Genomic DNA, 20,499 nt, shown 5'->3' with positions numbered 1-20,499 from the left:
CACGTGACATTCGAGGCGCGATGGTGCTGGTAGCCGGGTCGGCCAGCGGGACGCGGTTTCCACCGCACCTCGCCGCCCAGCCGTGGAAGCGTTCCCATATATAGCAGACATTCGATTCCTACGGCTGCTCCAGCTTCGATGAATGGGAAGCTGCGCTCGCGTGGGCGCCGGCTACCCGCTGACTACCGCACCCAGGCTGCGCCCCGGTCGAGGACGACCCGGCCGGTGCCGTCCACGACCCGGAAGTCAGCCCCGTGGCGGCGCCGCCAGATCCGGACCGTCAGGGTGCCGCCGGGAAACACGGGTGCGGTGAAGCGCGCGTCGATGCCGCGCAGCCGGGCCGGGTCCGATCCGGCGATCGTGTGCAGCAGGGCACGCCCCGCGTAGCCGTACGTGCAGAGTCCGTGCAGCAAGGGCTGCGGCAGGCCGGCGCGTTCGGCGACCGTCGGGTCGCTGTGCAGTGGGTTGCGGTCGCCGCTGAGCCGGTAGAGCAGGGCCTGGTCGCTGGGCACCGCGTAGTGGATCTCATGGTCGGGCGGCCCGGTGGGGGCCGGCCGGGAAGGGGCGGATGCCCGGTCGGCGCCGAAGCCGCCAGCACCGATGACGAAGAAGCCTGCCGTGGCGGTGGCCAGTGGGCGGCCGTGCACGTCGCTCATCCGGGAGACGACGCGTACCAGGGCGCCGCTGCCCTGGTCGTGCACAGCGGTCACGGCGGCAGTGGTGCGGGCCGTGCCCGCGACGGGCAGTTCGCGGTGCAGTCGCAGGGACTGTTCGGCATGGCGGACGGTCGCCGGATCGCCGAGCGGGGGCGGATCGGCCGCGAGCAGGGTCGCGAAGGTCGGCAGTACCGCCGGTGGGTGACCGGCGGAGTTCTCGGTGGTGAAGCGCAGTTCGGCGGCGGGGTCGCACTGTCCGGCACCGACGCCGAGCGCGTACAGCAGCGAGTCCGTGCCGCTCCAGCGCCGTTCGGCAGTGCACCGCCAATGGCGCAGTGCGGCGAGGGAGGAGCCTTCTCCGAGCGCTTCGCAGTCGGCACTCAGGGTCATGGGGAACCTCGATTCTGCGTCTGGATCTACCAAACTGCTGGTCAGCGGGCCTGGGAATCCCTTGACGGTGTGCTCGGCAGCACAGTACCGTCCCACATTAAGCAACACGGACCACCATATGAGCCAGTCGAAGGACTGAGGTAGCCATGAAGATGCGCACGTTGCGGGTAGCGGCCGCGGCCCTGCTGATTACGGTCGCCGGGGCCGCATGCGCGGAGAACCAGACGGCAGACGGCTCCGGTGGCTCCGCCGCCGAACCGTCCGCCAACGTCACGTTCGGTGTGGGGGTCGACCCGGCCTACTCGCCGATCTACCTGGCCGACCAGGACAAGCTGTTCGCCGCGGCGGGGGTCAACGTGACGGTGACCCAGTTCCAGGAGGGCACCGGCGGCCTCGACGCGATCCTGGCCAAGCAGGGTCAGTTCACCGCCAGCACCGAATCCAGCCTACTCAACCGGGCCACCCGCGGCGACATCAAGGGCCTGGCCGTCTTCTCCCAGTCGCCCAGCTTCATCAAGCTCGTCGCCCGCGACGGAATCGCCGACGTGACCGGCATCAAGAAGTACGGCGTCGTGCCCGGCACCGTCAACGAGTACGCCACCAACAAGGTGCTCGCGGCCAAGAACATCAGCCGGGACTCCGTCGAGTTCGTCAACGCCTCCCCCGCCGAGATGCCGGCACTGCTGCAGCGCGGCGACGTCGACGGTTACATCATGTGGGAACCGTGGCCGTCGCGCGGTGTCGCCAACGGCGGCAAGATCCTGCTCACCAGCGGCGACATCGGCTACGTCTACAACCTCGTGATCGGCGTGGACGGCGCCTGGTACGAGGCGAACAAGGACGCCGCCAAGAAGGTCGTCGACACCATCGGCAAGGCGTGTGAGCAGCTCACCGCCGACCCCGCCAAGGCCGGCTCGGTCACCGAGAAGGCGATCAAGGTTCCGGCCGCCGAGGCGGAGAACCTGCTCAAGGGCGTGGAGTGCAAGGTCCGCGACTTCACCGACGAGGACCTGAAGCGCTACGCCGAGATCGCCCAGTTCCAGCAGGACAGCAAGATCGTGGAGAAGGCGGCCGACCCTGCGACGGTGATGATCAGGGGTCTGGTGTGACGTCCCACGGCACCCGTACCCCAGCCCCGACCGGCCGGTCGTCCTCGACCGGCCGGGGCGGGGCCCCCGTCTCCCTGCGCGACGTCGACATCCGCTTCGGCGATTTCGACGCGGTGCGCGGGGCGACGCTCGACATCGCGGCAGGCGAGTTCGTCTGCCTGCTCGGTCCCAGCGGTTGCGGCAAGTCGACGCTGCTCAACGCGGTCGCCGGGTTCGTCACACCGGCCGGCGGCGAGGTCACCTGCGGCAACGCCCCGGTCACCGGCCCGGACGTGTCGCGCGGTGTGGTGTTCCAGAGCGCGGAGGCACTGTTCCCCTGGTTGACCGTCCGGCAGAACGTCAGCTTCGGTCCCCGGATGCGGCGCATGCCGAAGGCGCAACGCGCCGCCGTGGAGGACCGCTACCTGGCGATGGTGGGGCTCAGCCACAGCGCGGACAAGTTCCCCAGCCAGCTCTCCGGCGGCATGCGGCAGCGGGCGCAGCTGGCCCGGGTGCTGGCCAACGAGCCCTCCGTCGTCCTGATGGACGAGCCGTTCGGGGCCCTGGACGCGCAGACCCGGCTGGTCATGCAGGTCGAGCTGGACCGCATCTGGCGCGACACCGGCGCCACCATCCTGTTCGTCACCCACGACATCGGCGAGGCGATCCTGCTCAGCGACCGCATCGTCACCATGACGGCGGGCCCGGCCGCCGCCATCAAGAACGTCTACCCGTGCGACCTGCCCCGACCGCGTGACCTCACCGACCCGGCCAGCGCCGCCCTGTTCCGGCAGCTGCGCGAGGACATCGGCGAGGAGGTGGCCCGGACCCTGCGGGCCCAGGGGCTCGACGACGGGCACGACGGCCGGCCGGCCGGCGATCAGAAAGGGGCGGGACGATGACCGTCGACGTACGCACCGACCCGGCGCCGGCCTCCGTCGCGCCGCGCCGCACGGCGCGGCGGCGTAGCGCCAAGCCCCGGCTGACCCGGATCGGGCTGTCGGTGCTCTCCGTGGCCCTCGGCATCCTCGTCTGGGACCTGGTCAGCCGCAACTACACCGCGTTCTTCCTGCCGTCGCCGATGCTGACCTGGCAGGGCGCCGTCGACCTGGTCCAGGACGGCACCCTCTGGGACTCGATCACCGCCTCGTCGACCCGTATCCTGACCGGCTGGGCGCTCGGTGTCGTGATCGGCGTGCCGGTGGGGCTGCTCATGGGATGCATTCCCTGGCTGCGGCTGATGCTCGACCCGTACATCCAGTTTTTCCGGTTCGTGCCGCCGATCGCCTTCGTCACCCTGGCGATCATCTGGCTCGGCCCGGGTGAGGCGTCCAAGGTCGCGTTGATCTTCTACACCACCGTCTTCATCGTCGCGCTCAACACCCTTGCCGGTGTGCTGGCCGTCGACGATCTGCGGTTGCGGGCCGCCCGTGCCCTGGGCGCCTCGCCGCTGCGCAGCCTCGTGTCGGTGGTGCTGCCGTCCACGGTGCCGCACGTCGTCACCGGCGCCCGGCTCGCCATGGGCAACTCGTTCCTGACGATCGTCTCCGCGGAGATCGTCGCGGCGCAGAGCGGGCTGGGCTCGCTGATCTGGACCGCTCGCAACTACGCCAAGACCGAGTGGGTCTTCGTCGGCATCCTCGCCCTCGGACTGCTCGGCTACCTCTTCGACTGGATCTTGCGCACCGTCACGCGGACCACCCTGCGCCGCTACGGCGTCACCTTCTGACGCCGCCACCGCACACCGCCTGACGGTCGGTCTCCCCTCTCCACGAAAGGCACTTCCGCATGCTCTGCATCGGCGTCGACATCGGCGGCACGTTCACCGACGTGATCGTCTACGAGCCGGCCACCGCACGGCTCGCCGAGGCGAAGACGCTGTCGACGCCGCACGATCCTGCGGCGGCGATCTTCGAAGGGCTGGCCAAGCTCGGCGTCTCCCTGGACGCGGTGGACCGCTTCGTGCACGGCACCACGCGGGTGACCAACGCCCTGCTGGAGGGCTCCGGCGACCCGGTCAGCGTGGTCACCACCGACGGCTTCCGCGACGTGCTGGAGATGGGCCTCGGGCACCGGCCGCAGCTCTACAGCGTCAAGGAGGCGGCGCGCCCGTCGTTGGTGCCCCGCTCCCTGCGGCACACACTGCGGGAGCGGGTCGCCGCCGACGGCTCGGTCATCGAAGCGCTCGACACCGGCCACCTGGACGAGGTTCTGGACCGGGTCGCCGCCGCCGGTCCGGGCACCGTCGCGGTCTGCCTGCTGCACTCGTACCGCAACCCGTCCCACGAGCGGGCCGCGGCGCAGCGGCTCGCCGAGCGCTACCCGAACCTGGTCTGCACGGTCTCCTCGGACGTGGTGCCGGAGCAGGGCGAGTACGAGCGGTTCGCCACCACGGTGCTCAACGCCAGCGTCCGGGGCACCGTCGCCGACTACCTGCGCGGGCTCGGCACCGCGCTGGCCGGTGCCGGCTACCTGCATCCGCTGTCGATCATGACCAGCAGCGGGGGCGTCGTCTCCACCGACGAGGCCAGCCGCCTGCCCATCAACCTGGCGCTCTCCGGCCCGGCCGGCGGTGTCGCCGCTGCCGTCTACGTCGCCGGTCTGGCCGGCTACTCGAACGTGATCACCTGTGACATCGGCGGCACCAGCACCGACGTCTGCCTGATCAAGGACGGCGCGCCGCTGATGACCAGCGACGGGACGATCGCCGGTTACCCGAACCGCACGTTCCAGGTGGAGATCAACACGATCGGGGCCGGCGGTGGTTCCATCGCCTGGCGTGACCTCGGCGGTGAGCTGCGGATCGGGCCCCGCAGCGCCGGCTCCACGCCCGGCCCGGCCTGCTACGGCCGCGGCGGCACCGAACCGACCACCACCGACGCCCATCTGCTGGTCGGGCACCTCGACCCGCAGGAGAGCCTGGGCGGCGAGGTACGGCTGGACCCGGCACCCGCGCAGGCGGCCACGGCGGTGCTCGCCGAGCAGCTCGGGCTGGACGCGATGGAGTTGGCGCACGGCATCCTGCGGCTGGCCACCATCAAGATGACCAGCGCGATCAAGGAAATCTCCGTGGCCCGGGGCCACGATCCCCGCGACTTCGTGCTGATGCCCTTCGGCGGCGCCGGTCCGATGCACGCCACGGCGCTCGCCGACGAGCTGGGCATCAGCCGGGTGCTGGTGCCGCCGGTGCCGGGCAACTTCTCCGCGCTGGGGTTCGTCACGGCCCGCGCCCGGCACGACTACGTGCGTACCGTCCTGGCCGCCGCCGACGAGTCCGGCCTGGCCGCGGCGCGAGCGGTCGTCGCCGAGTTGGAGGACGCCGCCCGGGCGCAGCTCAAGGCGGAGGACGGGGTCGAGGCGGACCAGGTCTCGTTCGCGCTGACGGTGGGTATGCGCTTCCGCGGGCAGAGCCACCACCTGGCCGTCGCGGTGGACGGCCTGCCCGCCACGGCCGAGGACCTGGTCGCAGCCTTCCACGCCGCGTACGCCGAGCGGTACGCCTACGTGCGCACCGACCACCCGGCCGAGATCGTGAACTGCCGGCTGACCGCCTTCGGGCCCAGCCCCGTGGTGCGCTTCGCCGCCCCCTCCGGCGGCCAGGCCCAGCCGGCCCGGACCCGGCTGTACGGGCCGGACGGCTGGGTGGACGCCGCCGTGTGGCGGCGCAGCGAGCTGGGGCCGGGCATCCGGGTGACCGGCCCGGCCGTGGTACGGGAGAACGGCAGCACCACCGTCGTCGGGGCCGGCTGGAGCGGCGCGGCCGACGAGCACGGCAACCTGCTGCTCACCCGGGACTGACCATGGCGCCACTCGCCCTTGACGCCGTGCTGCTCGACGCGGCGGCGCGGCACCCGGACCGGCCGTTGTACGCCTTCGCGGAGCTGGACCGCCCGGTCACGTACGCCGAGTTCGCCGAACTGGCGGGCCGGGGCGCCGCCGTGCTGGCCGCCCACGGCATCGGTCGCGGTGACCGGATCGCGGTGTGGTCGGAGAACAGCCTCGCCTGGCTGACGCTGCTCGCCGCGGCGGCCTGGCGCGGTGCGGCACTGGTCACCCTGCACCCCGGTCTGACCGGGGCGGAACTCGCCGAGGCGGTGGCCCGCGCCCGTCCGCGTCGGCTGTTCGTGGCCGGCCGGATCCGCGACCGGGACGCGGTCGCGGAGGCGGTCGCCGCACTGGCCGATGCGTCGTATGCGCCGGACGGCATCCACCCGCTCGGTGACGACGGCGGCCGGGAGGCGCTGGCGGCGTTGCCCGGCTGGGCCGATCCGACGCCGGAACCGGTCGGTGACGCCGACGCGGTGCTGAACATCCAGTTCACCTCGGGCTCCACCGGCCCGGCGAAGATGGTGACGCTGAGCGCCCGCAACCTGGTACGCAACGCGCAGTGGACGGCCCAGGCGGCCGGGCTGCATCCGGGCGACGTCCTCGCCTCGCCGCTGCCGTTGGCGCACGCCGCCGGGCTGAGCAGCGGCGCGGTGCTCGCGCTGGTCACCGGGGCGCTGTGGGTGTCGACCCGTCGGTTCCGTTCCGAGACGGTGCTGGACCTGATCGAGCGGCACCGCTGCACCGTGCTGCAGGCCGTCCCGACGATGGCCACGATGATCGCCGATCGGGTGCAGGCCGAGCCGGACCGGTGGGACATCTCCTCGCTGCGGGTCGGCTTCCTCGGCGGCGCGCCGTGCCCGCCCGCACTACGTGAGCGGACCGTACGCGTGCTGGGCCTGGACCGGGCGGCCGTCGTCTACGGCCAGACCGAGGCAGGTCCCACGATCAGCGTCGACCCGGGCGACGGCAGCTGTGCTCCGGTCGGCCTGACCGTCGGCCGGATCGTGCCCGACCTCGACGCGGCCGTGGTGCACCCCGGCACCCGGCAGCCCGTGCCGTCGGGTGAGGCCGGGGAACTGCTGGTACGCGGCGAGTCGGTCACCTCCGGCTACCTGGACGACCCCGCCGCCACCTCCGCCGCCCTGACCGCCGACGGTTGGCTGCGCACCGGCGACCTCGGCGCGCTCAGCGTCGACCGGGTGTTCACCCTCACCGGCCGGGTCAAGGAACTCATCATCCGCGGCGGCGAGAACGTCAGCCCGGCCGAGGTGGAGGCCGTGCTCTGCGAACACGACGCCGTCGGTCAGGCCTGTGTGCTCGGTGTGCCGTCGGCGCGCTGGGGTGAGGAGGTCGGTGCGCTGCTGGTCGCCGCACCCGGCGCACGGCTCGACATCGACGTCGTGCTCGCCGCCGTCGCCGGGCGACTGGCCCGGCACAAGCTGCCCACCCGGGTACGCGCGGTCGCCGAGCTGCCGCTGCTGCCGTCCGGCAAGGTCGACCGACGCGCCGCGCTGACGCTGTTCGAGGGGGAGAACTGATGCAGCTGGGGTCGTGTTTTCTCGATTCGCTGACCGTCACCAGCTTCTTCGGCAACGCCGAGATGCGCGGGGTGTTCAACGACCGGCAGCTCATGCAGTCCTGGCTGGACGTGGAGGCCGCGCTGGCCCGTGGGCAGGCGTCGCTCGGGATCATCCCGCAGGCCGCCGCCGATGCCATCTCGGCGACGGCCCGGCTGGAGAAGCTGGACACCGCAGCCCTGGCCTCCGATGCCGAGGACACCGTGCACCCGCTGGTGCCGCTGGTGCGTGCCCTGACCGCGGCCTGTCCGGGTGACGCGGGACGTTACGTGCACCTGGGCGCCACCACGCAGGACGTGATGGACACCGGCTTCGTGCTGCGGGCGCGGGCCGGCCTGGACATCGTCGGCCGTCAGCTCGACGAGTTGGTGCGGCTGTTGCGGCGGTTGGCGCTGCGCCACCGCAGCACCCCGATGCCGGCGCGTACGCACGGCCAGCAGGCGTTGCCGACGACGTTCGGGCTGCGTCTGGCGGTGTGGCAGAGCGAGTTGCAGCGCCACCGTGCCCGGCTGCGGGAGATGCGCGCCCGGCTGTTGGTGACGAGCATGGGCGGGGCGGCGGGCACCATGGCCGGGTACGGGCCGCAGGCGTTCGCGCTGGAGCGGGCCGTCGCCGAGGAGCTGGGTCTGGGGGTGGCGGACACCCCCTGGCATGCCACCTCCGACCGGTTCGCCGAGTGTCTGATGGTGCTGGGCCTGGTGGCGTCCAGTGGCGAGAAGCTGGCTCGCGAGGTCTACTTCCTGGGTCGTACCGAGGTCGGCGAGGCGTACGAGCCGCAGCGGGCGACCCAGGTGGGCAGCAGCACCATGCCGCACAAACGCAACCCGATCCGCTGCGAGGCGGTGATCGCGGCGGCCAGCACCCTGCGGGCGCAGGTGCCGTTGGCGCTGCAGACGATGGTCGCGCAGGACGACCGGGACATGGGCGTCGGCATGACGCTGTGGAAACTGCTGCCGGAGTGTTTCATCCTCATCGGCGGTGTCCTGGAACGCCTGGTGGAGGTCTTCGGTGACCTGGGCGTGAATCCGGACCGGATGCGCGCCAACCTCGACCTCACCGGTGGGCTGGTGCTGTCGGAGGCGGTGATGTTGCGGCTGGCCGGCCCGTTGGGCCGTGAGCAGGCGCACCACCTGGTGATGCGGGTGGTACGCGACAGCCTGGAACAGGGTCGCCCGTTCGCCGAGGTGCTGCGCGGCGACCCGGAGGTCGCCGCCGCCCTGTCCGGCGGGGACATCGCCGAACTGCTCGATCCCCTGTCGTACGTCGGTCACGCCGCCGCCCTGGTGGACCGCGCCCTGCTCACCTCGGAGTCGCCCTGATGAACGAACCGTCCGTGTTGCTGGAGCGGGCCGGCCGGCTGGCCCGGATCACGCTGAACCGCCCGCACCGGCGCAACAGCTTCGACCTGGCGATGCTGGCCCGGTTCGAGGACGTGCTGCACGAGGTGGGCCGCGACGCCGAGGTGGAGGTGCTGGTGCTCACCGGTGCCGGGTCGGCGTTCTGCGCCGGCACCGACCTGGACGAGCTGGCCACCCTGGACGCGGCCACCACCATGCACGTGCAGCGCCGCACGGCCGAGTTGGTGGAGCGCTGGTACCGGATGGAGCAGACCACGGTGACCGCGTTCAACGGTCCGGCGATCGGCTCCGGGGCGGTGCTCGGGCTCGCCGCCGACCTGCGGGTGGCCGCCGACAGTTGCTTCTTCACCTTCCCCGAGGTCACCTTCGGCATCCCGTTGACCTGGAGCGGCATGGCGATCCTGGCCGATCTGGTCGGCGCGGACCGGGCGAAGCGCTGGCTGCTGCTGGGCGATCGGATCGACCCGGCCGAGATGCTGCGGCACGACCTGGTCACGGCGGCGGTGCCGGCGGACGAACTGGGCGCGGCCTGTGACGCGGTGGTCGAGCGGCTGCTGGCCGTCTCGCCGGTGGGTCGGTCGATGACGAAACGTGCGGCGCGGCTGGCCGGGCCGAGGTTCGAGGCGGCTGCCAACGACTCCTACCTGGGGGCGCTCAGCGTCGCGTTGCGGCCGGCGGGCGCGTACCCGAAGGGCAAGAAATCATGAAGGTGTACCAGTTGCTGGCGGACGCCCTGGTCGCCCACGGCGTCGACACGGTGTTCGGTCTGCTCGGCGATGCCAACATGTTCCTCGTCAGCGACCTGGTGGCCCGGCACGGCGTGCGGTTCGTGGCGGCCCGCAACGAGAACGCCGCCGTGATGATGGCCGACGGGTACGCCCGCGCGACCGGTCGGTGCCCGGTGGCCACGGTGACGCAGGGCCCGGGACTGGCCGTGGCGGGTGCCGCGCTGACCATCGCCCGCCAGGCGCGTACGCCGCTGGTGCTGGTGGCGGGTGACACCCCGCCCGGCGACCCGGGGCACGTGCAGAGCTTCCCGCAGCAGCCGTTCGTGCTGGCCACGGCGGGTCAGATGGTGCCGGTGGTGGCCGCGGCGAACGTGGCCCGTGACGTCGCCACGGCGTTCCGGCTGGCCCGCTCGGCCGGTGGGCCGGTGGTGTTGAACGTGCCGATCGACCTGCAGGACCAGGACGTCCCGGACGACCTGCCGGCGCCGGTCGCCGTGGCGGCCACGCGCCGACCGGGGCCGCCGGCGGCGCACCCGGACGACGTGGCGATGCTCGCCGCGCTGCTCCAGAAGGCCGAACGGCCGGTGGTGCTCGCCGGCCGGGGCGCGGAGGCGGCCGCGGCGGCGGTACGGGAGTTGGCGGATCGCAGCGGGGCGGTGCTGGCCACCACGCTGATGGCCGGAGGTCTCTTCGCCGACCATCCGTACGGTCTGGGGGTGGCGGGTGGTCTGGCCCGACCGCTGACCCGGCGGGTGTTGGGCGAGGCGGATCTGGTGCTGACGTTCGGTGCCGGGCTCAACCGGTGGACCGCGGACCACGGCCGGCTGTTCGGCCAGGCCACGGTGGTGTGCGTCGACATCGACCCGGCGGCGTTGGGCGACCGCTGGCCGGTGGACGTGCCGGTGGTGGGTGACGCGGAGATGGTCGCTTCGGCGGTGTCGGCGGCGCTACCGGTGATCTCACGGCCGCAGTGGCGGTCGGCGGAGTTGGCGCGGGAGGTGGCGGCGGCCGACGCGTTCGCCGGGCTGGAACCGTTGCAGGCGGTGGACCGGATCGACCCGAGGGCGTTCATCCGGGTGTGCGCCCGCCGGTTGCCGCAGCGTCGCACCACGGTGGTGGGGGTGGGGCACTTCGGCGGCTGGCCGAACCTGCTGCTGGATTCACCGGCGACGGACCGGGCGCTGATCGCGCCGTGGGAGTTCGGCAGCATCGGCGTGGGGCTGCCGTTCGCGGTGGGTGCCGCGGTGGGCCGCCCGGACCGGCCGGTGGTGGCGTTCGAGGGCGACGGCAGCCTGCTCACCGGGCTCGGTGAGCTGGACACCCTGGCACGTACGGGCGCGGCCGTGCTGTTGATCGTCCTGGACGACGCGGCGTACGGGGCGGAGGTGCGCAAGCTGCGTCCGCGTGGGGTGGATCCGTCGCTGGCCCGCTTCCCCGAACGTGACCTGGCCGCGGTGGCCAGGGCGCTGGGTGTGCCGGCCTGGACGGTCACGGACGAGGCCAGTGCCGACGCCGCGTTCGACGCGGTGCTGCCGGTCACCGGCCCCGCCCTGCTGCATGTCCGGGTGCACCCGGACGCCGTGCAGGAACACTTCTGAGCCGGTCAGTCCCCCCAGACCGCACCCACGCCATGACCCAGCTGACGCGACAGCTCGTTCGCCGTACGTACGGCGGCGGCGGCCAGTTCGGCGACGCGGGTCTCGTCGAGGCGGAAGATCGGCCCGGAGACGCTGATCGCGGCGGTGACCTGGCCGAGCCGGTCACGTACCGGCGCGGCGACGACCCGCAGGCCCTCTTCGCTCTCCTCGTCGTTGAGCGCCCATCCCTGCTCGCGGACCTGATGCATCCGCTTGGCGAAGGTGTCCAGGTCGGTGATCGTGTTCGGGGTCAGCGGCGTGAACTGGGTGTCGGCGAACATGGCGCGGATCTGCTCGTCGTCGAGGTCGAGCAGCAGGGCCTTGCCGGCCGCGCTGCACCACAGCGGGATACGCCGACCGAGGCGGGAGACGAGCTGCACGTTGCGGGTGCCGCGCTCGATGTAGATCGACAGAGCGTCCAGCTCGTCGCGGATGGACAGGTTGACCGACTCGCCCTCGTCCTGGGCGAGCTGGTGCAGCAGCGGCCGGGCCAGGGCGTGCATGTCGAGCCCTTCGAGGAAGCAGGCGCCCAGCTCGAAGACGGTGACGCCGAGCCGGTAGGCGCCGGTCTCCTCGTTGCGTTGCAGGAAGCCGGTGTCGGCGAGCGCCCGGAACAACCGGCTGGCGGTCGACTTGTGCAGTCCCAGCTCGCGACTGACGTCGCTGACCTTGCGTTCGACGCCGCCACTACGGAAGGCCAGCAGCACGCTGAGTGCGCGGTCGAGCGCCTGGGTGCCCGACTCCCGGGCAGCCGGTCCCTCCGCAGCTGGGGACGGTCCTGCGACCTGCGACATCTTGCTTCCCACCTTCTCGGTTGCTAGTGTTTCACAATATAAACCACGGACCACATTATGGTCCATGCACGGGACCACATGGTCCGTGTGAGGTCAAAGCCAAACCACTCGTCATCACGAGTCGGAACCCATGAGGCGTCGCATGACCAAGACGTTGAACCCGATCGACCTCGAGATCGTGACCGAAGGTCTCATCTCGATCGTGCGCGAGATGCGCCAGACGATCTTCCGCACCGCGCACTCCCCCGTCATCGCCGACGCACAGGACTTCTCCTGCGCGTTGTTCGACCCCAAGGGTCAGATGGTGGCCCAGGGCCGGGACATGCCTGGGCACGTCATCGCCATGCCGGCTTCCGTCGCCGAGATCTTCGCCGACTTCGCCGAGGAGATGCGCCCCGGCGACCTGTACATCGTCAACGATCCGTACCGGGGCGGCAGTCACCTCAACGACGTCACACTGATCACTCCGGTCTTCGTCGACGGCGAGTTGTTCCTCTTCCCCTGCGTACGCATGCACTGGGCCGACATCGGCGGGATGACTCCCGGCAGCGTCTCCGGGCAGGCCACCGAGATCCTTCAGGAAGGGTTGCGCATCCCGCCGATCAAGCTGATCGAGCAGGGCCGCCCCAACGCCGCCGCGTACGCCATCCTCTTCGCCAATGTGCGGATGGCCGACGAGCGCCGCGGCGACCTGGAGAGCTGCATCGCCGCCTGCTTCACCGCCGAGCGGCGACTGCGTGAACTCGTCGGCCGCTACGGCGCGCAACTGCTGCTCGACAGCGTGGCCGCCAACATGGACCGCACCGAGCAGCGGCTGCGCGACCGCATCCGGGAACTGCCCGACGGTGTCTACCGCTACGAGGACTACCTCGACCTCTACACCGACGGGCGGTACGACCCCGCGCTGGTGCGCTGCGTGCTCACCATCGACGGCGACGAGATCGACGCCGACTTCCGGGGCTCGTCCACGCAGGTCGCCGCCGTGGTCAACTCCTCGCGGGCGATGACCGTCGCCGGCGTCTTCATCGCCGTCAAGAGCGCGCTCGACCCCGGCGGTCTGGTCAACCACGGCGCCTTCCGGCCGCTGCGGGTGCACACCGAGCCGGGCACCGTCGTGCACGTCGCCTACCCCGCGCCCGCCAACGCGCACAGCGAGGTACGCAAGCGGGTCATCTCCGCGGTCATGGCCACGCTGAGTCAGGTCGCACCCGACCTCATCGCAGCCGACCAATTCGGAACCACCTTCCAGAACCTCATCGGCGGCGTGGACCAACGCACCGGCCGGTCCTACCTGTACTACGACTACCCCGCAGGTGGCAACGGCGGCTTCCTCGAATCCGACGGTCCGAGCGCGATGAACCCCGTCGACCTCGGCGACATCTCCACCATCCAGTCCGTCGAACGGCTGGAGACGGAGATCCCGATCGTCGTCGACGCCTCCGAGTTGCGGCTCGGCTCGTGCGGCGACGGGGCACGCCGGGGCGGGCTGGGCAGCCGACGCGAAACCCGGCTGCTCGCCAGCACCGGGGCGTACTCCGTGCAGACCGACCGCACCACCGTGCCGCCGTACGGTCTGCACCGTGGTGGCCCCGGCGCACCCACCGTCACGTTCGTGCGCCGCGCCGACGGCGAACGGGTCGACTTCGACACCCCCGGCAAGGTCGCCGGCTTCGCCATGCGCAGCGGCGACGTGCTCGTCATGGAGTCCGCCGGCGGCGGCGGTTGGGGCGACCCGCTCGACCGTGAATTCGCCGCCGTCGCCGACGACGTGACGCAGGGGTACCTCGACGCCGACGACGCGCAGCACCGCTACGGCCTGCGATTCGACGACGACGGCCGGGTCGATCCCGCCGCGACCGCGGCGGCCCGACAGGAACTGCGCAGCCGACGCACCTGGCTGCGGGTCAGCACCACCGACCGGCAGCCGTACACCGGGGAGCGCGGCCGGCGACGGCTCGCCTACGTGGGCCCGGCCGCCGGCCTGGCCGAGGGTGCCCTCGTGGAGATCCACGGCCCGCACCCCGCGCCCCTGCGGGCCTGGGTCCGGCACGATCCCGACCTGACCGACGACCAACTGGCCCTCGACGACGACGGGCTGCAGATCCTCGGCGCCGAACCCGACGAGCGCACGTTCGTGCGGGTGCTGGCCGACCGGGGCACGACCGGGGAGGGACCGGCATGAGCAGAGTCTTCCGCGTGCCCGTGGCACCCGCCCGCTCGGGTGGTGCCCGCCGCTTCGACACCACCGAACGACCTTCGGCGGAGCCGGCGCCCGCCCGCGCCGGCATCGTCGCCGGGGTGCTGAGCCCGCACCCGCCGCACCTGATCTACGCGGAGAACCCGCCGCAGAACGAGCCGCGGTCCACCGGCGGCTGGGAGGTGCTGCGCTGGGCGTACGAGCGGCTGCGCAAGCGCATCCGCGAGGTGCACCGCCCCGACGTGCTGATCGTGCACGCACCGCACTGGATCACGATGGTCGGCCACCACGTCAACTGCGTACCCAACCCGCGCGGTGTCTCCGTCGAGCCGATCTTCCCGCACCTGTTCCGGTACTCCTACGACTTCCGTACCGATGTGGAGCTGGGCGAGGCCATCGCCGACGAGGCCACCGACCTGGGCCTGGTCACCCGCAAGCTGCACGACCCCCGGGTGCGGGTGGACTACGCCACCATCGGCGCGTTGCACCTGGTCAACCCGGCCTGGGACATCCCGGTGGTGTCGCTGTCGGCCAACAACAACCCGTACTTCTACTCCGAGGCGTCGCTGGAGGAGATGGAGGTGCTGGGCGAGGCGACCCGCCGGGCCGTCGAACGCACCGGCCGCCGGGCCGTGCTGCTGGCCTCCAACTCCCTGTCCCACCTGCACTGGCACGAGGAGCCGGAGCTGCCGGAGGACATGGAACGCGAGCACCCGTACAACAACCACCAGTACCGCTGGGACATGAAGCTGCTGGAGGCGATCCGTCGGGGGCCGACCGCGCCGCTGCGCGAGCTGATCACCGAGCACATCGAGGCGACCGCGTCGGAGACCAAGGCGGGCAGCCTGACCTGGATGTTGGCCGCGATGGGCTGGCCGCAGGTGCCCGGCGACGTCATGGGCTACGGAACGATCATCGGCACCGGCAACGCGGTCGTCGAGTGGACGCCCGAAGGAGGACACCGTGGCTGACACCGGCATCGTCGCCGGGGCGCTGCTGCCCGGCATGCCGCACCTGCTGGCCGAGAAGCCCGCGCAGTGCTGGGCCGACCTGGCCGCCGCCGCCCGTGAGGTGGGCGATCGGCTGCGTCGCCTCAAGCCCGACGTGGTGCTGCTGCTGTCCACCCAGTGGTTCACCGTGCTGGGCCACCAGTTCCAGTGCGACCCGAACCCGCGCGGCGAGCACGTCGACGAGAACTGGTACGCCTACGACTACGGCGAACTCCGCTACGACCTGCGCTTCGACGTGCCGTTCACCGAGCGGTGGACCGATCACGTGAGCAAGGCCGGCATGCAGGCGCGGCGTACCCGCTACGACGGCTTCCCGATCGACACCGGCACCATCGTCACCTCGGCGCTGCTCGACCCGGACCGCGAGCTGCGCTGGGCGCAGGTGTCCTGCAACCTCTACGCCGACGCGGAGACCCTCGCCGACGTCGGTGCGGCCGGTGCCGCCGCAGCCCGCGAGGCGGGCGTACGTGCCGCCGTCGTCGTGGTCACCGGCATGTCGTCCGGCCTGATCCAGCAGTGGATCGAGCCGCACGACGATCACGTCAGCGACCCCGGGCACGACCGCTGGAACCGGCGGGTGCTGGACCTGCTGACCGCCGGCAAGGTCGACGAGGTGCTGAGGATCCGCGAGGACTTCGCCCGACAGGCGCAGGCCGACAGCCAGTTCCGCGCACTGGCGTTCGCCGCCGGCGCCGGAGCGACCGCCGGTCCGGCGCAGCTGCACGCATACGGACCGCTCTGGGGCACCGGCGGCGCCGTCCTGTCCTGGAACCTGCCCTGAACATCGGAAAAGGAGAACCCATGCGGAACATGGCTGCCGGCTTCGTCGAGGCCGAGGGCTACACCGCCATCTTCGACGCGGTCGACGCGATGGTGAAGGCCACCGAGGTCGAGGTGACCCGTGTCGTGCGCCTCGGCGGCGGCATCGTCGCCGTCGCCCTGCGCGGCGACCTGGCCACCGTCGAGGAGGCCGTCGACATCGGCGAGGAGACCGCCAAGGCCAAGAGCCGGAAGGTGCGCTCCATCGTCTTCGCCAGCCCCTGTGACGCGGTGTCGGCGCTCGCCGTCGACCCCCGCCTCGTCGGCAACTGACCCGGTAAGGAGAACAACACATGCCTTCTGACATCGCCATCGGCATCGTCGAGACCCGGGGCGTGGTGGCCCTGTCCGCCGGGATCGAAGCCATGATCAAGACTGCGGACGTGCGCTGCATCGCCGTGGAGCGGGTGACCAGTGGTTACCTCGCCGCCGCCGTGCAGGGCACCCTCGCCGCCGTCCGGCAGGCCGTGGCCTCCGGCGAGGCCGCCATCCGGCAGCACGGCGAGCTGCGCAGCTCGCAGGTGTACCCCAAGCCGCACCCCACCACGGCGGCGCTGCTGGAGGACCCGGAGGCCGCCCGCATCCGCGAGGTCATGGCCAGCCTGCGGGGAGACGGCTGATGATTCTCGGTGAGGTCGTCGCCAAGGTCTGGCCGGACAAGATCCTGCCGACGTTGCAGGGCCGCCGGCTGGTGCTGGTCCGGCCCCGCAGCGAGGGGCCCGACCTGGTCGCGATCGACCCGCTCAACGTCGGCGTCGGCACCGTCGTGCTGATCGCCACCGACGAGGCGGCTGCCGCGGCCACGGGCGAGCCGACGGCCGACGCGGCCGTCGTGGCGCTCGTCGCTGACTCCACCACCGAACGATAGGGAACCAGGCCCATGACATCCGGGCGTACCACCCGTTGGCCGAGCGGCCTGATCGACGGGCGCCGCAGCGGCGACCTGCTGCTACCGAACTACGTCGGCGGTGAGTTCGTCACCGGCGGCACCTCGTTCGCGAAGGTGTCGCCGGTGACCGGCGAGACGCTGCTGCACGTCGCCGAGGCCGACCAGGCCACCGTGGACGCCGCGGTGACCGCCGCACGGGCCGCGCTGCGCGGCCCGTGGGGTGCCATGGGCGAGGGCGAACGGGCCGCGGTGCTGCGCCGGGTCGCCGACGAGTTGGAACGCCGTTTCGACGACCTCGTCGCCGCCGAGGTCGCCGACACCGGCAAGTCGGTGGCCCAGGCCCGCACCCTGGACATCCCGCGCGGTGCGGCGAACTTCCGGACGTTCGCCGACATCATCACGGCCACCCCGACGGAGTCGTTCACCACCGTCACCGCGAGCGGTGGGCGGGCGCTGAACTACGCGGTCCGCAAGCCGGTCGGCGTGGTGGCGATCATCGTGCCGTGGAACCTGCCGCTGCTGCTGCTGACCTGGAAGGTGGCACCGGCCCTGGCGTGCGGTAACGCGGTGGTCGTCAAGCCCAGCGAGGAGACGCCGTCGTCGGCGACCGTGCTGGCCGAGGTGATGGCCGCAGCCGGCGTACCCGACGGGGTGTTCAACCTGGTGCACGGCTTCGGCCCCGGCTCGGCCGGTGAGGCGCTCACCCGGCATCCGGGGGTGGACGCGATCACCTTCACCGGCGAGTCCGCCACCGGCTCGGCCATCATGCGCGCCGCCGCCGACGGGGTGAAAGCGGTGTCGTTCGAGCTGGGCGGCAAGAACGCCGGGCTGGTCTTCGCCGACGCCGACCTGGACGCGGCCGTCGAAGGCTCGGTGCGCTCCAGCTTCACCAACGGTGGTCAGGTCTGCCTGTGCACCGAACGGATCTACGTGCAGCGGCCGGTCTTCGAGGAGTTCGCGGCCCGGCTGGCGAAGCGGGCCGAGGAGTTGGCGTTCGGTTGGCCGTCCGAGCCGGCGACGATGACGATGCCGCTGATCTCCGCCAAGCACCGGGAGAAGGTGCTCGGTCACTACGAGCTGGCCCGCGCCGAGGGGGCCACCGTGCTGGCCGGCGGTGGCGTGCCGGTGTTCGGCGACGATCGCGACGGCGGCTCGTACGTGCAGCCCACCGTCCTGACCGGACTGGGGCGGCACGCCCGCACCATGCGGGAGGAGATCTTCGGGCCGGTCTGCCACATCGCGCCGTTCGACGACGAGGACGAGGCGTTCGCGCTGGCCAACGACAGCGAGTACGGCCTGGCCGCCACCGTGTGGACCCGCGACGTGGGTCGGGCGCACCGGGCCGGGGCCCGGCTGGAGGCCGGCCTGGTCTGGGTGAACACCTGGTTCCTGCGGGATCTGCGTACCCCGTTCGGCGGGGTGAAGGCGTCCGGCGTGGGACGCGAGGGCGGCACCCATTCGCTGCACTTCTACTCCGAACTCACCAACGTCTGCGTGGACCTCGGATGAGCGCCGACATCAAGGGCGCGGCCACGGCGCTGCGCCAGGCGTACGCCAGCGGGGTGGCCTGCAAGCCGCTGCGCGACGACCTGCTGCCGACCGGGGACCTGACCGCCGCGTACGCCGTGCAGCAGGCCCAGGTCAGCGACTGGCTGGCCGAGGGTCGCCGGCTGGTCGGGGCGAAGGTGGGCCTGACCTCGCGGGCGGTGCAGGAGGCGTTCGGCGTCTTCCAACCCGACTTCGGTGTCCTCTTCGCCGACATGGCCGTTCCCGACGGCGCCGAGATCGACCCGCGGACCCTGTTGCAGCCGCGCGTCGAGGCGGAGGTCGCCTTCGTCCTCGGCCGGGACCTGCCCTACGACCAGGTCACCGTCGCCGACGTGGTGCGGGCCACCGATCACCTGCTGCCGGCCATCGAGATCGTTGACTCGCGGATCGCGAACTGGGACATCTCCATCGTGGACACGGTGGCCGACAACGCCTCCAGCGGCAGGTACGTGCTCGGCACCAGTCCGCGCCGGCTGGGCGAGGTCGACCTGCGGCTCTGCGGTGCCGTGCTGGAGCAGGGCGGCGAGCCCGTCTCCGTCGGGGCCGGGGCGGCGTGCCTGGGCAATCCGTTGCACGCCGTCGCCTGGCTGGCGGGGACGCTCGCCGCGAACGGTCGACCGCTGCGTGCCGGGGACACCGTGTTGTCCGGCGCGCTCGGGCCGATGGTGGCGGTGACCCCGGGCGCGGCGTACGAGGCCCGTATTTCCGGCCTGGGCAGCGTCCGGGCCTGCTTCTCGAAAGGTGGCTCGTGAGCGCGAGGAGTGAGCCGGTTTTGCGAGCCCCGCAGTCGAGAACGAAAGGTGGCTCGTGAGCGCGAGGAGTGAGCCGGTTTTGCGAGCCCCGCAGTCGAGAACGAAAGGTGGCTCGTCATGAGCACCGGTGTGGCGGTGATCGGTTCCGGCAACATCGGCACCGACCTGATGATCAAAGTGTTGCGGCTCAGCAGTGCCGCTGATGGGTCGCGGCTGCGGGACTCCGCTTCGCTGCGGATGGTGGCGATGGTCGGAATCGACCCGGACTCCGACGGTCTGGCCCGGGCTCGCCGGCTCGGGGTGGCCACCACCGCCGGAGGTGTCGACGGGCTCGTCGCGATGCCGGAGTTCGCCGACGTCGGGATCGTCTTCGACGCCACCAGCGCGGGCGCGCACCGGCACAACGACGCGGTGCTGCGCGCCCACGGCCGTCGGGTCGTCGACCTGACCCCGGCCGCGATCGGCCCGTACGTCGTACCGCCGGTGAACCTCGACGCCCACCTGGGCGAGCGCAACGTCAACATGGTGACCTGCGGTGGTCAGGCGACCGTGCCGATCGTCGCGGCCGTCGCCGCGGTCGCACCGGTGGCGTACGGCGAGATCGTCGCCTCGATCTCCTCCCGCTCGGCCGGTCCGGGCACCCGAGCCAACATCGACGAGTTCACCGAGACCACCGCCCGGGCCATCGAGGTGGTCGGCGGGGCGGGCCGCGGCAAGGCGGTGATCGTGCTGAATCCGGCGGAGCCGCCGCTGCTGATGCGCGACACCGTCTACTGCCTGTGCCCGGACACCGGTGCCGACCGGGCCGCGATCGCGGCGTCGGTGGAGGCGATGGTGGCGACGGTGCAGCAGTACGTGCCCGGCTACCGGCTCAAACAGCAGGTGCAGTTCACCGAGGTGGACACGCACGTGCCGGCGCTCGGTGGGCACTTCACCGGCCTCCAGGTGTCGGTCTTCCTGGAGGTCTCCGGCGCCGGTCACTACCTGCCCGCGTACGCCGGAAACCTCGACATCATGACCAGCGCCGCGCTGCGTACGGCCGAACGGATGGTCTCGTCGTGACCGATCTCTACATTCAGGACGTCACCCTGCGCGATGGCATGCACGCCATCGGGCACCGCTACACCGTCGAGCAGGTGCGGAGCATCGCTGCGGCGTTGGACGCCGCCGGGGTGGCCGCGATCGAGGTGGCGCACGGTGACGGGCTGGCCGGGTCCAGTGTCAACTA

Annotated in this window: 19 protein-coding genes and 1 pseudogene; 18 read left to right on the top strand and 2 right to left on the bottom strand. The window is 71.8% G+C overall.

The annotated features are described in order from the left end of the window. Positions 1–182: 182 nt before the first annotated feature. The gene (locus AB0M35_RS25460) at positions 183–1,046 is read right to left on the bottom strand and encodes a MaoC/PaaZ C-terminal domain-containing protein (protein ID WP_363748427.1); all 864 of its coding nucleotides are present in this window, start codon (positions 1,044–1,046) and stop codon (positions 183–185) included. Between the two features lie 146 nt (positions 1,047–1,192). Here AB0M35_RS25460 and AB0M35_RS25455 point away from each other — a divergent pair, with 146 nt between their 5' ends. The 8 genes from AB0M35_RS25455 to AB0M35_RS25420 are packed head-to-tail and all read left to right on the top strand — an operon-like array spanning position 1,193 to position 11,223. Beyond that, positions 1,193–2,155: an ABC transporter substrate-binding protein gene (locus AB0M35_RS25455; protein WP_363748426.1), complete on the top strand. Its 963-nt coding sequence runs from the start codon at positions 1,193–1,195 to the stop codon at positions 2,153–2,155. Then, positions 2,152–3,036, top strand: a complete 885-nt coding sequence (locus AB0M35_RS25450) for an ABC transporter ATP-binding protein (protein ID WP_363748425.1) — start codon at positions 2,152–2,154, stop codon at positions 3,034–3,036. The genes AB0M35_RS25455 and AB0M35_RS25450 overlap by 4 nt, the downstream gene beginning before the upstream one ends. Beyond that, positions 3,033–3,863 carry an ABC transporter permease gene (locus AB0M35_RS25445; protein WP_363748423.1) on the top strand — a complete coding sequence of 277 codons (831 nt, stop codon included), beginning with the start codon at positions 3,033–3,035 and terminating at the stop codon, positions 3,861–3,863. The genes AB0M35_RS25450 and AB0M35_RS25445 overlap by 4 nt, the downstream gene beginning before the upstream one ends. 59 nt (positions 3,864–3,922) lie before the next feature. Continuing rightward, entirely contained in the window at positions 3,923–5,932 is a 2,010-nt protein-coding gene (locus tag AB0M35_RS25440; protein WP_363748422.1) for a hydantoinase/oxoprolinase family protein, read from the top strand. A 2-nt stretch (positions 5,933–5,934) separates the two neighbouring features. Next, on the top strand, positions 5,935–7,500 hold the full coding sequence (locus AB0M35_RS25435; RefSeq protein ID WP_363748421.1) for a class I adenylate-forming enzyme family protein: 1,566 nt from the start codon (positions 5,935–5,937) through the stop codon (positions 7,498–7,500). Further along, a complete protein-coding gene (purB, locus tag AB0M35_RS25430; protein WP_363748420.1) occupies positions 7,500–8,858 on the top strand; it encodes an adenylosuccinate lyase in 1,359 nt (452 codons plus the stop codon). Before AB0M35_RS25435 ends, purB begins: the two co-directional genes overlap by 1 nt. Next, a complete protein-coding gene (locus AB0M35_RS25425) occupies positions 8,858–9,604 on the top strand; it encodes an enoyl-CoA hydratase/isomerase family protein (protein WP_363748419.1) in 747 nt (248 codons plus the stop codon). Before purB ends, AB0M35_RS25425 begins: the two co-directional genes overlap by 1 nt. After that, positions 9,601–11,223 (top strand): thiamine pyrophosphate-binding protein, encoded by a 1,623-nt coding sequence (locus tag AB0M35_RS25420; RefSeq protein ID WP_363748418.1) that lies wholly within the window; start codon positions 9,601–9,603, stop codon positions 11,221–11,223. The genes AB0M35_RS25425 and AB0M35_RS25420 overlap by 4 nt, the downstream gene beginning before the upstream one ends. 5 nt (positions 11,224–11,228) lie before the next feature. On the opposite strand, the gene AB0M35_RS25415 is transcribed toward AB0M35_RS25420, so the two are convergent. Then, positions 11,229–12,056 carry an IclR family transcriptional regulator gene (locus AB0M35_RS25415; protein WP_363748417.1) on the bottom strand — a complete coding sequence of 276 codons (828 nt, stop codon included), beginning with the start codon at positions 12,054–12,056 and terminating at the stop codon, positions 11,229–11,231. Between the two features lie 142 nt (positions 12,057–12,198). Here AB0M35_RS25415 and AB0M35_RS25410 point away from each other — a divergent pair, with 142 nt between their 5' ends. The 10 genes and pseudogenes from AB0M35_RS25410 to AB0M35_RS25365 form a co-directional block, all read left to right on the top strand. Next, positions 12,199–14,238: a hydantoinase B/oxoprolinase family protein gene (locus tag AB0M35_RS25410; protein ID WP_363748416.1), complete on the top strand. Its 2,040-nt coding sequence runs from the start codon at positions 12,199–12,201 to the stop codon at positions 14,236–14,238. After that, entirely contained in the window at positions 14,235–15,224 is a 990-nt protein-coding gene (locus AB0M35_RS25405; RefSeq protein ID WP_363748415.1) for a tRNA U-34 5-methylaminomethyl-2-thiouridine biosynthesis protein, read from the top strand. The genes AB0M35_RS25410 and AB0M35_RS25405 overlap by 4 nt, the downstream gene beginning before the upstream one ends. Continuing rightward, entirely contained in the window at positions 15,217–16,044 is an 828-nt protein-coding gene (locus tag AB0M35_RS25400; RefSeq protein WP_363748413.1) for a 2-amino-5-chlorophenol 1,6-dioxygenase subunit alpha, read from the top strand. Before AB0M35_RS25405 ends, AB0M35_RS25400 begins: the two co-directional genes overlap by 8 nt. 20 nt (positions 16,045–16,064) lie before the next feature. Then, positions 16,065–16,355 carry a BMC domain-containing protein gene (locus AB0M35_RS25395; RefSeq protein WP_013733320.1) on the top strand — a complete coding sequence of 97 codons (291 nt, stop codon included), beginning with the start codon at positions 16,065–16,067 and terminating at the stop codon, positions 16,353–16,355. Positions 16,356–16,375: 20 nt separating this feature from the next. Beyond that, complete coding sequence (locus tag AB0M35_RS25390) at positions 16,376–16,702, top strand: BMC domain-containing protein (RefSeq protein ID WP_102658969.1); 327 nt, start codon at positions 16,376–16,378, stop codon at positions 16,700–16,702. Further along, positions 16,702–16,950, top strand: coding sequence for a EutN/CcmL family microcompartment protein (locus AB0M35_RS25385; RefSeq protein WP_013733318.1), 249 nt, complete (start codon positions 16,702–16,704; stop codon positions 16,948–16,950). The genes AB0M35_RS25390 and AB0M35_RS25385 overlap by 1 nt, the downstream gene beginning before the upstream one ends. A gap of 12 nt (positions 16,951–16,962) precedes the next feature. Further along, entirely contained in the window at positions 16,963–18,480 is a 1,518-nt protein-coding gene (locus AB0M35_RS25380; RefSeq protein WP_363748410.1) for a 2-hydroxymuconic semialdehyde dehydrogenase, read from the top strand. Further along, positions 18,477–19,271, top strand: coding sequence for a fumarylacetoacetate hydrolase family protein (locus AB0M35_RS25375; RefSeq protein ID WP_363748408.1), 795 nt, complete (start codon positions 18,477–18,479; stop codon positions 19,269–19,271). The genes AB0M35_RS25380 and AB0M35_RS25375 overlap by 4 nt, the downstream gene beginning before the upstream one ends. Positions 19,272–19,388: 117 nt before the next feature. Continuing rightward, the gene (locus tag AB0M35_RS25370) at positions 19,389–20,333 is read left to right on the top strand and encodes an acetaldehyde dehydrogenase (acetylating) (protein ID WP_363748407.1); all 945 of its coding nucleotides are present in this window, start codon (positions 19,389–19,391) and stop codon (positions 20,331–20,333) included. Beyond that, positions 20,330–20,499 (top strand): annotated as a pseudogene (locus AB0M35_RS25365) (4-hydroxy-2-oxovalerate aldolase); the annotation flags it as partial. The gene AB0M35_RS25370 and the pseudogene AB0M35_RS25365, both read left to right, overlap by 4 nt.

Source organism: Micromonospora sp. NPDC051196, assembly GCF_040682415.1.
GTDB lineage: Bacteria > Actinomycetota > Actinomycetes > Mycobacteriales > Micromonosporaceae > Micromonospora.
Note: the sequence above shows the minus strand (reverse complement) of the source record. Positions and strands in the feature narration are given on the sequence as shown.

Bases quoted from the DNA above. Each gene is read 5' to 3' on its own strand.
- AB0M35_RS25460 (WP_363748427.1), bottom strand. From the start codon at position 1,046: ATGACCCTGAGTGCCGACTGCGAAGCGCTCGGAGAAGGCTCCTCCCTC.
- AB0M35_RS25390 (WP_102658969.1), top strand. From the start codon at position 16,376: ATGCCTTCTGACATCGCCATCGGCATCGTCGAGACCCGGGGCGTGGTG.
- AB0M35_RS25440 (WP_363748422.1), top strand. From the start codon at position 3,923: ATGCTCTGCATCGGCGTCGACATCGGCGGCACGTTCACCGACGTGATC.
- AB0M35_RS25410 (WP_363748416.1), top strand. From the start codon at position 12,199: ATGACCAAGACGTTGAACCCGATCGACCTCGAGATCGTGACCGAAGGT.
- AB0M35_RS25420 (WP_363748418.1), top strand. From the start codon at position 9,601: ATGAAGGTGTACCAGTTGCTGGCGGACGCCCTGGTCGCCCACGGCGTC.
- AB0M35_RS25445 (WP_363748423.1), top strand. From the start codon at position 3,033: ATGACCGTCGACGTACGCACCGACCCGGCGCCGGCCTCCGTCGCGCCG.
- AB0M35_RS25415 (WP_363748417.1), bottom strand. From the start codon at position 12,056: ATGTCGCAGGTCGCAGGACCGTCCCCAGCTGCGGAGGGACCGGCTGCC.
- AB0M35_RS25405 (WP_363748415.1), top strand. From the start codon at position 14,235: ATGAGCAGAGTCTTCCGCGTGCCCGTGGCACCCGCCCGCTCGGGTGGT.
- AB0M35_RS25385 (WP_013733318.1), top strand. From the start codon at position 16,702: ATGATTCTCGGTGAGGTCGTCGCCAAGGTCTGGCCGGACAAGATCCTG.
- AB0M35_RS25375 (WP_363748408.1), top strand. From the start codon at position 18,477: ATGAGCGCCGACATCAAGGGCGCGGCCACGGCGCTGCGCCAGGCGTAC.
- AB0M35_RS25380 (WP_363748410.1), top strand. From the start codon at position 16,963: ATGACATCCGGGCGTACCACCCGTTGGCCGAGCGGCCTGATCGACGGG.
- AB0M35_RS25455 (WP_363748426.1), top strand. From the start codon at position 1,193: ATGAAGATGCGCACGTTGCGGGTAGCGGCCGCGGCCCTGCTGATTACG.
- purB (WP_363748420.1), top strand. From the start codon at position 7,500: ATGCAGCTGGGGTCGTGTTTTCTCGATTCGCTGACCGTCACCAGCTTC.
- AB0M35_RS25425 (WP_363748419.1), top strand. From the start codon at position 8,858: ATGAACGAACCGTCCGTGTTGCTGGAGCGGGCCGGCCGGCTGGCCCGG.
- AB0M35_RS25370 (WP_363748407.1), top strand. From the start codon at position 19,389: ATGAGCACCGGTGTGGCGGTGATCGGTTCCGGCAACATCGGCACCGAC.
- AB0M35_RS25395 (WP_013733320.1), top strand. From the start codon at position 16,065: ATGCGGAACATGGCTGCCGGCTTCGTCGAGGCCGAGGGCTACACCGCC.
- AB0M35_RS25435 (WP_363748421.1), top strand. From the start codon at position 5,935: ATGGCGCCACTCGCCCTTGACGCCGTGCTGCTCGACGCGGCGGCGCGG.